This is a genomic window from Kribbella sp. NPDC000426 (assembly GCF_040300265.1).
GTDB lineage: Bacteria > Actinomycetota > Actinomycetes > Propionibacteriales > Kribbellaceae > Kribbella.
Genome location: NZ_JBEPDK010000004.1, coordinates 538,949 through 553,402 on the forward strand (window position 1 = coordinate 538,949; position 14,454 = coordinate 553,402).

The window sequence follows — 14,454 nt, forward strand, 5'->3', positions numbered from 1 at the left end:
CCACCAGCCGCCGCCAGGAAGGCCGCCCATGCCGCCGTACGCCCTCGACGACTTCGCCTTCGACCTCCGCCGCGCCGCACCTCCCGCCGAGTTCTGGGTCGGCAGCGGCAACGGGACGGTCAGCCAGCTGACCGGGACCGTGTGCGGCGTCGGCGGCTGGTTCGCTCCCCCGCTGGCCGCGCCCGACAGCCGGCTGACGATCTCACTGGAGGTCGACGGGCAGGTGATCGTCGACCTGGCTCGCCCGGGCGCCGGCAACCGCGGTCTGCTCCCGGCCGGCGGCACCTGGCGTCCGGACCGGATCGTCCGCCGGGGCACCTACCACCACTACGCCGGTGACCTCACGTCGCTCGGCGTCGAGTCCATTCTGACGCCCGGCCACGGCTCTCCCGGCTATGTCCTCACCCTGCGGATCCGCAACCGCTCCGCCAACACCCACGAACTCACCGTCCGCCCGGAGCTGGCCGCGACCCACGCCCGTGAGGTCCCGCTGTCCGAGTGGGGCTGGGTTCCACCTGCCGCCGGCAGGGGCGAGCCGATCACTCTGTCGCACGACGGCCTGACGGCAGTCCTTGATGCCCACGGCGAGGCGACCTTCAGGATCCGCGTCCAGGCCGCCAACGCCGAGGACACGACCCGAGTCTGGGAGTCCCGCATCGCCCGGACGCTCGGCCAGGTCCCGACGCTCACCTCCGACATCCCGGGGCTCGAGCAGTACTACCGCCGCTCGCTCGCCAGCGGGCTCGTCTGCTGGTGGGAGCACCCCGACTTCGTCACCCAACCGTTCATCGCAACCTCCGGTCTCGACGGCGGCGCCCTCTGTTCCTACGCCTGGGACACCGGCGGCTACGCGCCGACCCTGCTGAGTCTGATGCTCGGCGACGGCGTCCTCGACGTCATCCAGTCCTTCCTCGACGCCGACCTCACCGACCGGTACGCCATCGCCCCCGACGGCACCGGCCTCGGCGTCGCCTACGCGTACAGCGGCTGGTCACTCGTCGCTCTCACTCGCGCGGCCGCGGCAGGTCGTCGGCTCGATCCGGCGATGATCGGCCGGCTGTACGACGTACTCATGACTCTCGACAAGCGGTTCCAGCCGGACGACCAGACCGGCGTACTGCGGGACTACGGCGACCAGAGCAATCTGCTCGAGATGCGCGGATCCGGCTGGGAGCATGTCGTCGCGAGCCCCAACGCCGAACGCGCCTGGACCCTCGAGACCCTCGCCGAACTCTCCGATCTCACCGGCGCAGCACTCCCGTCCGACGAGCTCAGACGCTCCGCACGGCAGATCCGCGAGGAAGTAGTCAGGCAACTGTGGGACGAGGATGCGGGATGGTTCCGCAGCCGCTACCCCGACGGCCACACCGAGCTCGCGTACTCCGTCCAGGCGTTCGACGCACTGAGCTCCTGCCCGCCGGAGATCGCGAACGCGTTGATCAGCCACCTCCGCCCCGGCGCGTTCCTCGGCGAGTACGGCGTGAGCAGCGTCAGCGCCGAGGACGAACTGCACTACGAGACCGCCGACATCGACTGGTCGGGCGGCGGCGCCTACACCGGCGAAGCGCCGCAACTCGCGCTGACGCTGTGGCAGCAAGGCCGTCCCGAGCTCGCCTGGGACGTGCTGCGCCGGCTGTTCTGGATGGGCGAGCACTACCCGTACTTCCCCCAGGACCACTACTCCGACAAACCCGGCGCACCCGCCTCCGGCCGCCGCATCAACATCATCGCCGGCCTGACCGGAGCCGAAGCGATCCTCACCGGGCTCGCCGGTATCCGCCCCAACCCCGACGGCTCGCTGCACATCACGCCGAACCTGGTTGCCGCTGGCAACATCACGCTGAGTGGTCTCGGTTACCGCGGGCACACGATCGACATCACGATCGGGCCCGACGGCTTCGAGGTCTCAGTCGACGGCCGGCCGCAATCCCCTGACCGCGGCGGCACCGTGGTCGCCGTACGCCCCGCGGTCAGCGGTTGCGGTTCGGGCACCAGCACCGGATGATTCAGAGGTTCGATCCGCCCGTCGAATGCTGGGAGGGGCCCACGCATGAGGATCCGACTTCTGGTGAGTGCTGCCGCAGCGACCGCTCTGGTGGCAGCAGCAGTGGCAAGTCCGGCTCAGGCGTCACCGGAGGCGATCGCCGCGCCGGCGGTTCCGACCTTCGTCGACGGCCTCGCCCAGGCTGTCTTCTCGACCAACCCGGCCGATTGGTACAGCGGTGAGGTGTGGGTCCAGGCGCCGTTCGACAGCGACCACGACGGCGCGCCCGACCGGATCCACGCCGACTTCACCGCACCCTCGGAGGTCCTCACCCAGGGACTGAAGGTGCCGGTCATCTTCGAGGACAGTCCGTACTACGCGGGTACGGCGGACGACTACAGCAACTGGGGTGTCGACCACGAGCTCGGCGCCCCGCCGGCGTCGCGTCCGCGCGCACCGTTCTGGTCGGCATTCGACACCAGCCCGGTGATCAGCACGGTCTACGAATCGACCTGGGTGCCACGCGGCTTCGCCGTCGTCCACGCGGAATCGCCGGGCACTGGTCATTCGGACGGTTGTCCGACTTCGGGCGGCACGAACGAGACCTTGGCCGCGAAGGCCGTGATCGACTGGCTCAACGGTCGAGCCCGTGCGTACACGACCAAGGACGGCAACACCCGGGCGGTGGCCGGCTGGACGACCGGGAACGTCGGCATGATCGGCACGTCGTACAACGGGACCCTGCCGGAGGCGGTTGCGACGACCGGGGTGGCCGGGCTGAAGGCGATCGTGCCGATCTCGGCGATCTCGGACTGGTACGACTACTACCGCGCGAACGGCATGGTCCGGGCGCCGCACTCGTCGTCCAACCCGTCCGGCAACAACAACGCGTTCCAGGGCGAGGACCTCGACGTACTGGCCGACGTCGTCTACTCGCGGCTCGACGAGACCGGCGCGCGGACGATCTGCCAGCCGGTGATCGACGACATCGAGCGCAATATCGACCGCGCCACCGGCAACCGCAACAAGTTCTGGCAGGAACGCGACTACATGAAGGACGTCCGCAACGTCCGGGCCGCGACCTTGCTTGCCCATGGCAATAACGACTTCAACGTGATGACGAAGAACGCGGCGCAGTTCTATGCGGCTCTGAAGAAGCAGCATGTGCCGCACATGTTCTACTTCCACCAGGGCGGCCACGGCGGCGCCCCGCCCGACGTTCTCGTCAACTACTGGTTCACCCGCTACCTGTACGGCGTACAGAACGGGGTCGAGCAGCTGCCGCGATCGTGGGTCGTCCGCGAGGCCGCGTCATGCCCACCGCGTCTGACGACGGTGGCCGGAGAGCAGTCCAACACGGCGACGCTCGCGGTGGCGGATACGAAGCCGTTCCGGATCGGGTTCTCGTTGACCGTGCCGCAGACCAACGCTGACGGCACGATCACCAATACGACCCGGCTGATCGCTAAGATCCCCGACTCGACCCACCTGGTCCTGGCCTCCGCCGTGGCGACGGCTGACGGACAGAAGGTCGCTGACGGTGCGACTGTCAGCCTGCAGTGCGGCAACGCCAACCCGACGCCGTACGCCGAGTGGCCCGACCCGGCCGCTGGCGACGCAGGGCTGCACCTCACGCCGGGAGCACCGGAGCGCGGTGGACTGACCTTCGCACCGACCAAGGCAGGCACGGAGACTCTCACCGACGACTCGTCGATCCCGGCGATCACCTCGGCGAACGCGCCGTCCTCGGGAGTGCGGCTGGTGTACCAGACAGCACCGCTCACCAAGCCCGTCCGTATCAGCGGTATGCCGTCCGCCCCGCTGCAACTCGCCTTCAGCGCATCGAAGGCGAATGTGACCGCCGCGCTGGTCAGCTACCCGCCGACCGGCAACGGCACGATCCTCACCCGCGGCTGGATGGACCCGGCCAACCGGGTGTCCGATTGGATCGACGCCCCGGTCAAGCCCGGCAAGATGTACCGGATGGACGTCGACCTGCAGCCGAAGGACACCGTCGTACCGGCCGGGAACCGGCTGGCCCTGATGATCGTGTCGAGCGACCGCGACTTCACCGTCCGCCCTGCTCCGGGCACGCGACTGACCCTCGATCTGTCCCACAGCTCGATCGACATCCCGGTGGTCGGCGGCCGCAAGGCACTGGCCGACGCCATCAAGTAGTCAGCACAGCGAAGGCTTCGAGCACCGACTCGAAGTGATGATCCGCGATCGGCGAGTCCACCGCATGGTGGCTCCCGATCCGGATCGTGCGCAGGCCGGCGTTGATACCCCCTGCGATGTCGTACGCCGGATGATCGCCGACCATCCACCCGCCCTCGAGCCCCGCGCCGGCGCCCTCCGCGGCAATCTCGAAGATCCGGGCGTCGGGCTTCCGTACGCCGACCGCGCCGGAGATGCAGCAGTAGTCGACGGCGCGGTCGATGCCGGTGTGCGCGAGCTTGGCGGACTGCTGGGCGACGTTCCCGTTCGTCACCACGGCGACCCGCCAGCCCGCCGTACGCAGAGCCGCCAGCCCGTCGAGCACCTCGGCGTCCACCGAGGTGAACGGCGGATGCTCACGGTCGTAGTCGTCGACCGAGATGCCAACGCCGAAGCGCCGCTCGAATCCGTCGAACAGCTCGCTGCGTGGCGTGAAGCCGCCGTTGTCGTGGGCAAGCAACCAGTCGACCGCGTCCGGACCGAGTCCGGCGCGGTCGACCCACCAGCGCGCCCACGCCACGAACGCTCCGTCCCGATCGATCAACGTGTTGTCGAGGTCGAAACAGACCAGTCGTGGCGCCATGGCCCAACCCTTACACAGCGCGCCACACCCACGTGACCCGGTCGTACAGGCGCTCGAAGCCAGCTCGTTGCATGTTGTGCAGCGACGTGTTGTGCACCCCCGGTGCTTCCGCGCCGGTCTCGGCGACCATCCAGCGACAGCCGGCTGCCTGTGCGCCGCGGAGGCGCGCGGCGAGGAGCGCCGACTGGGCGCCACGGCCACGAGCGCCCGGCACGGTGGCGCCGCCGAACATATCGGCGCAGTCCCCGTTGACGAAGATGCTGCCGACGGCAACGATCTCGTCACCGTCCCACGCGGCGTACTGCTGCCAGTTCGTCCGGCCGACGCAGGACGCGGTCAGGTCGACCATCGCAGGTGTGGTGAAGCCGAAGGTGTCCATCATCACGGTCGCGAACTCCTGCGCCTGGTCTGGCTCGACGAGGTCGACGCGCAGCCCTGAGTCGGAGTCGGCCCCTGCGAGGGCGGTCTCGATCTCGCAGCCCAGTTTGACGTAGCGGGTGCCCTCGCTCAGGTTCACCTTCGCGGCCGTCGCCGACCAGTCCGAGGGCAGCAGCGAGGGCGCGATCGCGAACCCACCGGCAGACAGTCCCTCGGCGCGGAAGAACTCGCACACCTCCGTCAGCGTCTCGACGGTGACCGACTCGGTGCTGGCGAATCCGCCCGCCCGGTTGAAGAACCCGCTCGGGTCCTCGCGAAGCACCAGCGCCTGTACGTCGCCGATGCGCCGCGAGCTGATCCCCAGCGTTTCCCGCACCGACGACGGCGCGCCGGCCACGAAGTCGACGTACGCGGCGATCTCGGTCTGCTCGGCCAGACCGACCGGTACCGTCATGCCGACTCCTTCACGAAGTCCAGTACGGCGGCGACGAACTCGTCGGTCTGCTCGAGGTGCCCGAAGTGGCCGCTGTTCGTCAGCTCACACAGCCGTACGTCGGGCATCCCGGCGTCGATCTCGTACGCGAACCGCGGCGCACAGATGAAGTCGTAGCTGCCGACGATCACCAGCGCGGGCACGGTGATCGTACCGAGCCGGTCGCGGACGTCCCACTCGACCGGCAGCCGGTTCGGGTCGTGCCTCGTCCGTAGCGTCAGCTCACCGACCCGTGCGATCGTCGCCCGGTAGTCGGCGAAGTACGCGGGCAGGATGTCGCTCAGGTACTGCCGATGCGACTCGTCGTCGGTGATCTCGAGCGTCTTCGACACTGTGGCCGCGTCCCAGACCTGTCCGGCCTTGACCGCTTCCGGGCGATCCGGCCAGCGCTTCACGAACGCCGCCATCTCCTCGGTCGCCGTCGCGAACAACTCGGGTCCGTAGACGGCCGCGGTGTCGTACAGGATCAGTCCGCGGAGCCGGTCCGGGTGGTCGAGGCCGAACTGGAGCCCGACGAACCCTCCGTGCGAGTGCCCCAGGAAGTAGCCGGTCTCCGCGCCGAGGTCGTCGAGCACGGCCGCCGCGAAGTCGCCGTAGCGGGACAGGGAGTAGTCGCCGTCGGGAAGCAGGTCGCTCTCGCCCGAACCGACCGGGTGCAGGTAGACCATCGTCAGCGAGGTCTCCAGCTCCGGGATCCGGAGATAGGCCGGATCCACGCCGGGTCCACCCGAGTGCACGAGGCAGACCGGTCCGGTGCCCGCTACTTCGTAGACCTGCCGGATGCCGTCCACGACGACGGTGTGTTTTCCATTCATACCCGCAGGACGCGGTGAGGGTGCGGGAAAGTTCGATCGCGACGCGGACTTCTTCTCAGCGTTTACGCGGGTGGTAGAGACGCACCTTGCCGACGAGGTTCTTGTCCAGTTGATGGACCCACACGACGCTCGGCGGGCAGTGTGTCGGGTCCTCAGGAGGGCTGATCAGGGCCGCCTCCCAGATGACGACCTCGCGGCTGGCCACCACGTTCACGACCTCTTGGCGTACGCCGTCCGACACGTCCCGGTCGAACGCCTCCCGCAGGTAGTCGATGTCCGTACGCTTGCCGGTCGGCCACAGCACCTGCGCCTCCGACGACCACCCGTCCGCGAGAGTGGATGCGAGCTGACCTCGTCGACCGGACTCCATGAAGTCCTCGGCGAGCTCGCGGTGCAGCGCCGTCGCCGCGGCAACGTCCTCGTACACCCCGTCTGCCGAGTTCAGCAGCGCGTCCGTCAGCTTCGCGCGGGCCTGATGGAGCCGGCTTCGGACCGTCCCGACCGGCAGGTCGCAGAGCGCCGCGATCTCTTCGTACGACGCCACGTCGGTGAAGTACCGCAACAGCGTCACCAGCCGCAACCCCGGTGTCAGGTCCTCGAGCGCCGTCCAGACCCAGTCACGCATCGCGTGCCGGTCGAGGATCTCGGCGGGATCAGGCACCACGTCCATCCGCGCGACCGTCGCCGGCTCGGCCATCGGAACCGCTGACATCTTGCGGAGGCGGGCACGACAGACGTTCCGCACCACCATCTTCAGCCACGGGCCGACAGCATCCGGGTCGCGGACGTCGCCGACCCGGCGCAGCGCAATCATCACTGCCTCTTGTACGGCGTCCTCGGCGTCGTGGCTGTGACCGAGGACCGACACCGCGACCGCCTGCATCGCCGCCCGGTGCCTGGCGAGCAGCAGGCCGAGAGCGCCCGCGTCGCCCGAGTTGGCGGCGCGGAGCAGCTCGGAGTCCTGCGGCGCGCCGCTCACCATGTCGATCACGCAGAAACCCTAAGTGCAACCGCAAAGGATCAGACGTCGATGCGGTTCTCGTCCAGCTCGTAGGCGCCCTGGACCAGGAACTCCTTGCGCGGAGCAACGTCGTTGCCCATCAGCAGGTCGAAGACCTTGGCCGCCTCCTCCGCGTGGTCGACCGTGATCCGGCGCAGCGTGCGGTGCCGCGGGTCCATCGTGGTCTCCGCCAGCTGGTCGGCGTCCATCTCACCGAGACCCTTGTAGCGCTGCGGCGGCTCCTTCCAGCGGACGCCCTTCTTCATCAGCTCGGCCGTCTTCCGCTGGTACTCCGCGTCGCTGTAGGTGTACAGGTACTTGTCCTGACCCTTCTTCGGGTTCGTCAGCTCGAACCGGTGCAGCGGCGGCACGGCGGTGTAGACGCGGCCCGCCTCGACCAGCGGTCGCATGTACCGGAAGAACAGCGTCGCGAGCAGGCAGCGGATGTGGGCGCCGTCGGAGTCGGCGTCGGCCATGAAGATGATCTTCCCGTACCGCGCTTGCTCCAGGTCGAACGTCCGGCCGGAGCCGGCGCCGACGACCTGGATGATCGACGCGCACTCGACGTTCTTCAGCATGTCGCCGACCGACGCCTTCTGCACGTTGAGGATCTTGCCCCGGATCGGCAGCAGCGCCTGGAACTCCGAGCTGCGCGCGAGCTTCGCCGTACCGAGGGCCGAATCGCCCTCGACGATGAACAGCTCGGACCGGTCGACGTCGTTGCTGCGGCAGTCGGCCAGCTTCGCCGGCAGCGCCGACGACTCCAGCGCGGTCTTGCGCCGCTGCAGCTCGCGGTGCTGACGGGCCGCGACCCGCGTCCGCGACGCGGCGACAACCTTCTCCAGCACCGCCCGAGCCTGCGCCTTGTGCTCGCGCTTCGTCGAGGTCAGGAACGCCTCGAGCTCCGACTGCACGACCTTCGCCACGATCCGCGACGCCGCCGGCGTGCCGAGAACTTCCTTGGTCTGGCCGTCGAACTGCGGCTCGGCCAGCCGGACCGTGACGACCGCGGTCATGCCCTCGAGCACGTCGTCCTTGATGATCTCCTCGCCGCTCTTCAGCAGCCGGGTGCCGTCAAGTGCGTTCGTGAAACTCTTCGACAGCGCGCGCTCGAACCCGTTGACGTGGGTGCCGCCCTTCGGCGTGGCCACGATGTTGACGAACGACCGCAGCTCGGTCTCGTACCCGTCGCCCCAGCGGACGGCGATGTCGACGTCGAGATCGCGCTCGACGTCGGACGGCGTCATGTGGCCGGCGTCGTCGAGCATCGGCACGGTCTCGGTGAAGTGACCCGTCCCGGTCAGGCGGACGACGTCGGTGACCTTCTGGTCGGTGGCCAGGAACTCGGTGAACTCGCTGATGCCGCCGTCGTGCTTGAAGTGCTCCTCGGTGACCTCGTCGCCGCGCTCGTCGCGGATCACCAGCAACAGGCCCGGCACCAGGAACGACGTCTGCCGCGCCCGGGTGACCAGCTCGTCGTAGTTGAAGGTCGCGTCCTTGGTGAAGATCTGCCGGTCCGCCCAGTACCGGATCCGGGTGCCGGTGACACCCTTCTTCGCCCGGCCAGCCTTCCGCAGCCCCTTCGCCGGGGTGAACGCCGCGGTCGCGCCCTCGCTGTCGAACTCGCCGGCCACGCCGCGCCGGAAGGAGGTCGTCCAGACCGTCCCGCCGCGGTCGACCTCGACGTCCAGCCGCGCGGACAGCGCGTTCACCACCGAGGCGCCGACACCGTGCAGACCGCCGGACGCGTTGTACGACCCGCCGCCGAACTTGCCGCCGGCGTGCAGCTTGGTGAACACCACCTCGACACCGCTGAGCTTGGTCTTCGGCTCGATGTCGACCGGGATGCCGCGGGCGCGGTCCTTCACCTCGACCGAGCCGTCCTTGTGCAGGACGACGTCGATCTGCTCGCCGAAGCCGGCCAGGGCCTCGTCGACGGCGTTGTCGATGATCTCCCACAGGCAGTGCATCAGACCGCGGCTGTCGGTCGACCCGATGTACATACCGGGCCGCTTCCGGACCGCCTCGAGACCCTCGAGGACGAGCAGATGGCGGGCGTTGTACGCCGGGTCGATCTCGGTACTGCGAGGCGTCGGGGCGGCCACAGGGCTCCTTCACTGGTTCACACACTTACTGCCCACAGCCTATGCGGCCGCACCCCCAAAACGCGGCAGGCGGGGCATGCGCGCGGGAACCGGAGATAGGTGATGCGACAGGTATCGATCCGGACTCGATTCGAAGTGGCGTACGACACTCCGATTCTCAGCACACGGTGACGGTTCCATGGCGCACAGTGAGAGAAGAAGCACTCCGCCGCCGTGGCTCACCGGAAATCTCCCCTCCCACGAAACGATTCCGCGTCAGCAAGCGTCATACGGAGACAGGTGGTTCGTCTCACATACGGACACGTTGTCCCCACCGGGAAGCGATCCGCATGTCAGGATGTTGCTATCTGGTGAGTACGGAACTAGATGAGATGAGGCCTCAATGACTACAGCACTCGCCCCGAGTTCGGCCCTGTCGGCCGCGGATCGTTGTGACCGCTGCGGTGCGCAGGCCTACGTCCGAGTCACCCTGACCAGCGGTGGGGAGCTACTCTTCTGCGCCCACCACGGCCGCGAGCACTCGGAGAAGCTGCGCGACATCGCTATCACGATCCACGACGAGACCGGCCGGCTCCAAGCCACGCCGACGATCGCTGCGGAAGACGAGCGGTAAACCCCGAAGGCTTTTCCAAACGCGCCAACGGCGGCGCCAAAGTCATACAGGCTTCGATGGCGGTCACCCGGAAGGGTGACCGCCATCCTTCCTTTACACGACAGGTACTCCGGGCGCAGGGCCGTGTCGCCGCAGTTCTTGCCAGGCCCGCGCCAACCGGGTGACCGCATCATCAAGCACTTGCTCGGAGTAGGCGAACGGCACCCGTAAGTAGTCGTCGTGCGAACCGGACGGATCCATCGCCTGCCCCGCCACCACCTCGACACCGTGCCGCAACGCCACCTGCGCGAAGACTCGCGCGTCCGTGTCCGGCAGCCGGATCCACAGCGCGGACCCGCCGACCGGCGTGCTCCATTCCCATTCGGGCAGTCGTCGGGTCAGCAGCTCCCCCATCAGCTTCTTCCGCGCCGTCGCCATCTGAGCCCTGGTCGCCGTGAGCTCGCCGAGTCGCGGCAGTAGTCGCGCTGTCAGCGCCTGATCGATGAGCGGACTCCCGAGGTCGGCCAGCGCCTTGTGCCTGGCCAGCCGCTCGGCCAACGGGCGCGACGCCCGGATCCAGCCGATCCGCAGGCCGCCCCACACGGCCTTCGACACCGACCCGATCGTGAGCACCTCGGCATCATCCGGCGCGTACGCCGCCAGCGGCGGTGGGATCGACGGCCCGGACGGATCCCACGCCGAGTACGCGTTGTCCTCGACCACCACGACGCCGTACCGCGCGGCGAGCTGGGCGACCTGCAGGCGCCGGTTCGCCGACATCAGCCGGCCGGTCGGATTGTGGAACGTCGGCATCACGAACAACATCGCCGGCTGGTGCTCCGCGAACGCCGCCTCCAGCAGGTCCGGCCGGATCCCGGCATCGTCCAGCGGTACGCCGACCACTCGTCCGCCGGCCGCGCCGAACACGTCGAAGCAGCCGGGCCAACTGGGCTGCTCGATCGCGACCGCGGCGCCGTTGCGCAGGTACATCTGCGTCACCAGTGCGATCGCTTGATGCGCTCCGGTCGTCACCACGATCTCGTCGGCCGAGGTGGGCAGTCCAGTGTCGGTGAAGTGGTCTGCGATGCGTTCCCGCAGGACCGGGAGACCGCGCGGGTGGTAGCCGACGTCGCCGAGGAGCGCGGGCAGCTCGGTGGAGGCCAGGTCGATGAGCTCCGACGAGAGTTCGGGCAGGCCGGGGTCGACGGCGTACGTGAGCGAGATGACTTCGCCGGGGCCGACGGTGATGCGGTGGAACAGCGACTCGCCGTACCCCGTGGGGATGTGCTTGTCCGCTCGTGAACGACCGCGTCCGGCGGTCCGGGCCACCGTCGTACCGCTGCCGCGGCGGCTTTCGACCAGGCCGCGGGCGCGGAGTTCGTCGTACGCCGCGACCACCGTCGAGCGGCTGATCGCGAGCGACTCGGCCAACCGGCGTTCGGCCGGCAGCCGCGCGCCGACCGGGAGCTCGTCGGAGCCGATCAGCGCGGCGATCTCGTCGGCCAGTCGCCGGTACAGGCCGCCGGAGCGACCCGTCAGTCGGTGGCCGATCAGGTGAGCCAGGGCCAAGGGGTCTCCAGAACGGTCCACTTCTCCCCCAATTGGCTCGGGTGGACTGCTTCGCGCGCCGCCAGGCTAGTCCGTATGGGAATCGGTCAGGTGCTGGGGTTCACCGGCGCGACAGTCGTGCTGGTCGGGATGCCGGGGCCGAACAACCTCTACATCTCGCTCCGCAGCCTCACGCAGGGACGCCGCGCCGGCGTCGTGTCGGCGCTCGCCGTCGAGACCGGGACGCTGGTCTACATCATCGTCACAGCCCTCGGCCTGGCCGCACTGGTGCAGGCCTCCCCCACGCTGTTCACCGCGATCACCGTCACCGGCGCGCTGTATCTCGCCTACCTCGGCATCAAGACGCTCACGGCCTCGGCGTCCGAGCTCAACGGCGTCGCGCCCGCGTCGCTGGGACGCGTGTTCCGCGACGGTGTCGTCGTCAACCTGTTGAACCCGAAGGCCGCCCTGTTCTTCCTCGCGTTCCTGCCGCAGTTCACGACCCGCGGCGCGGGACCGGATCAGCTCCGCACCGAGATGCTGCTGCTCGGCGTCGGCGCGATGCTGATCGGCCTCGTCCTCGACCTCTCGTACGCGGTCGGCGCCGACGCGATCGGCCGCCGCTTCCGCTCGGCTCGTACGACGGGACGCGCGCGAAACCTGGTCGTCGCGACGATCTACCTCGGGCTGTCGGCGTTCGCGCTGATCACCGCGCTCTGAGGCGCCTCGAGCACCGTGAGCTCGGCCCCGTCGAGGCGCACGGACAACGTGTCCGTGCCGACACGCAAACCCCTTATCTCAAGGGCATTCCAGGGCATCGACTCCGCGGGATTGATGACCAGCGTCCCGCCGGGGACGTCCGGCTCGATGCCGAGCGCGGCCACGAGTACGGCGACCGCGGACGCAGCCGCCCAGGCCTGCGGGCGGCACGACAGCGGGTACGGCGTCGGCGTGTGCTCCTCGCTCGTCCCGCGGCCGCCGTACAACTCCGGGAGCCGGTAGCCGAACGCGTCCGCCGCGCGGATCAGGCCCTCGACGTACGACGCCGCAACGTCGGACTGGCCGGTCGCGAACAGGCCCTGGACCGTCATCGCGGTGTCGTGCGGCCAGACGCTGCCGGTGTGATAGCCGAGCGGGTTGAAGCGGGTCATTGCCGTGGACAACGTTCGCAGCCCGAAGCCGCTGTTCAGATCGTCGCCGGCGAGGACCTCCGCCACGACCTGCTCCTCGTCGGCGTCGAGCAGGCCGGTGCCGAGCAGGTGGCCCATGTTCGAAGCGCGGCCGGCGACCGGGTTCTTCGCACCGTCCAGCGCGATCGCCGGGTAGCCGTCGATCCAGAACGTCTTGCGGAAGCGTTCCTGGAGTGCGACCGCCCATTCGCGCCACTCGTCACCGGACTCGCCGTGCGCCTCGAGCAGTTCGGCGCCCTTCACGGCGGCGGCGTACGCGTAGCCCTGTACTTCGCACAACGCGATCGGCGCAGTGGCGAGCGTGCCGTCGGGCCACTGCACCGCGTCGACGGAGTCCTTCCAGCCCTGGTTGGCCAGGCCGTGGCCGGACTCGTCGACGTACTCGAGGAAGCCGTCGCCGTCCGGGTCGGCGTACTCCTTCATCCAGGTGAGGGCGCGGTGCAGGTTCGGCAGTAGGTCGCGAACCTGGTCGGCGGGCATGCCCCAGCGCCAGGCCTTGTGCAGTGTCATGATCCACAGCTGGGTCGCGTCGTGCGTGCCGTAGTACGCCGCAGGGAGGACCAGACCGCCGCCGTGATCGGCCACCTCGGCGCGCAGCTCGTGCGGGATCTTGCCGGGCTGCTCGGCCGACTCGGCGTCGACCTTCGTGCCTTGCCAGGCGGCCAGCGCGCGGAGAGTGCCGGCGGCGAGGGCCGGGTCGACCGGGATGAGCATGCCGGACGAGATCAGCGAGTCGCGGCCGAAGAGCGTGAGGTACCAGGGCGGGCCGGCACCGAGGTACCGGTCGTCACCGGCGGCCAGCTGGAGTGCGGCGACGTCTTCGAGTGAGCGGTCGAACCAGCGCTCGACACGCTTGTCGTCGCAGTGGACGGTGACGTCGTACGGCGTGCGCTCGGCGGGCGGCTCGATCGAGAAGCCGGTGGTCGACTTCGGGAAGTCGGCGGTGACGCGGAGGGTGATCGTGAACTCCTCCCCCGGCTCGAGCCGGGGTGTCGCCGTGACGCCGGGGTCGGCGGTGACGACGACGCGCGTGTCGTCGCTCTCCCAGCGCGTGCGGCCGGGTCCGTCCGGCAGCGGGGCGAGCTGCGGCAGGCTCGCCGCGGCGCCGCTGCGGACCGCCGCCGTACCGGCCAGATCGGTGCCTAGGGCAACATCCAGCCGGCCCTCGATCGCCGCGCGGGAACGGTTCACCAGCGTGATCTGCTCGGTCAGGCCGTCGTCGCCGACCGTCCGGGTCCGGTACAGCATCACGGTCGGGTCGTGCCGGGTGTCGCCGAGGCCCTCGACCATCGCGACGTACTGATGGGTGGCCGCGTCGCGCTCGTCGACGTGGACCGGGACCGGCTCCCGGCCGTCGACGGTGACGCTCAGCCGGGACAGGATCCGCCGGTCCCGCGCGTACACCCCCTCGGCGCCGGTGCCGGTCAGCTGACCGGATCGCGGCGAGAGCACCACCCACGGGGCGGCGAGCGCGGTGACCAGTTCGTGCAGCGGAGACGACATGCCTCCACCCTAAGGCCCTGCTTTTGCGGCAGAGTGGGGGTGTGGA

The 14,454-nt window shown here is 69.2% G+C and carries 11 protein-coding genes; 4 read left to right on the top strand and 7 right to left on the bottom strand.

The genetic code is table 11. The annotated features are described in order from the left end of the window. Positions 1-28 precede the first annotated feature (28 nt). Entirely contained in the window at positions 29-2,005 is a 1,977-nt protein-coding gene (locus tag ABT313_RS21800) for an MGH1-like glycoside hydrolase domain-containing protein (RefSeq protein WP_350856603.1), read from the top strand. Between the two features lie 45 nt (positions 2,006-2,050). Then, entirely contained in the window at positions 2,051-4,162 is a 2,112-nt protein-coding gene (locus tag ABT313_RS21805) for a Xaa-Pro dipeptidyl-peptidase (RefSeq protein ID WP_350856606.1), read from the top strand. On the opposite strand, the gene ABT313_RS21810 is transcribed toward ABT313_RS21805, so the two are convergent. From ABT313_RS21810 to ABT313_RS21830, 5 genes are read right to left on the bottom strand one after another with little or no spacing between them, the layout of a single operon-like run. After that, positions 4,155-4,784 (bottom strand): HAD family hydrolase, encoded by a 630-nt coding sequence (locus tag ABT313_RS21810; protein WP_350856608.1) that lies wholly within the window; start codon positions 4,782-4,784, stop codon positions 4,155-4,157. The genes ABT313_RS21805 and ABT313_RS21810 overlap by 8 nt on opposite strands. Before the next feature lie 10 nt (positions 4,785-4,794). Then, positions 4,795-5,616: a GNAT family N-acetyltransferase gene (locus ABT313_RS21815; RefSeq protein WP_350856611.1), complete on the bottom strand. Its 822-nt coding sequence runs from the start codon at positions 5,614-5,616 to the stop codon at positions 4,795-4,797. Then, positions 5,613-6,470 (bottom strand): alpha/beta fold hydrolase, encoded by an 858-nt coding sequence (locus tag ABT313_RS21820; RefSeq protein WP_350856614.1) that lies wholly within the window; start codon positions 6,468-6,470, stop codon positions 5,613-5,615. The genes ABT313_RS21815 and ABT313_RS21820 overlap by 4 nt, the downstream gene beginning before the upstream one ends. 55 nt (positions 6,471-6,525) lie before the next feature. Next, positions 6,526-7,452, bottom strand: a complete 927-nt coding sequence (locus ABT313_RS21825) for an RNA polymerase sigma factor (protein ID WP_350857810.1) — start codon at positions 7,450-7,452, stop codon at positions 6,526-6,528. 38 nt (positions 7,453-7,490) lie between these two features. Continuing rightward, positions 7,491-9,575: a DNA gyrase/topoisomerase IV subunit B gene (locus ABT313_RS21830; RefSeq protein WP_350856617.1), complete on the bottom strand. Its 2,085-nt coding sequence runs from the start codon at positions 9,573-9,575 to the stop codon at positions 7,491-7,493. Positions 9,576-9,957: 382 nt separating this feature from the next. On the opposite strand from ABT313_RS21830, the gene ABT313_RS21835 reads away from it, so the two are divergent. Beyond that, positions 9,958-10,188 (top strand): DUF7455 domain-containing protein, encoded by a 231-nt coding sequence (locus tag ABT313_RS21835; protein ID WP_350856619.1) that lies wholly within the window; start codon positions 9,958-9,960, stop codon positions 10,186-10,188. A gap of 93 nt (positions 10,189-10,281) precedes the next feature. Here the strand turns inward: ABT313_RS21835 and ABT313_RS21840 are convergent, their stop codons facing one another. After that, the gene (locus ABT313_RS21840) at positions 10,282-11,757 is read right to left on the bottom strand and encodes an aminotransferase-like domain-containing protein (protein ID WP_350856622.1); all 1,476 of its coding nucleotides are present in this window, start codon (positions 11,755-11,757) and stop codon (positions 10,282-10,284) included. 54 nt (positions 11,758-11,811) lie between these two features. Between ABT313_RS21840 and ABT313_RS21845 the strand changes: the two genes are divergently transcribed. Further along, positions 11,812-12,435 (top strand): LysE family translocator, encoded by a 624-nt coding sequence (locus ABT313_RS21845; protein ID WP_350856625.1) that lies wholly within the window; start codon positions 11,812-11,814, stop codon positions 12,433-12,435. Here ABT313_RS21845 and ABT313_RS21850 read toward each other — a convergent pair. After that, positions 12,393-14,408, bottom strand: a complete 2,016-nt coding sequence (locus ABT313_RS21850; RefSeq protein WP_350856627.1) for an amylo-alpha-1,6-glucosidase — start codon at positions 14,406-14,408, stop codon at positions 12,393-12,395. The two genes, ABT313_RS21845 and ABT313_RS21850, sit on opposite strands and share 43 nt — an antisense overlap. Positions 14,409-14,454: the final 46 nt, after the last annotated feature.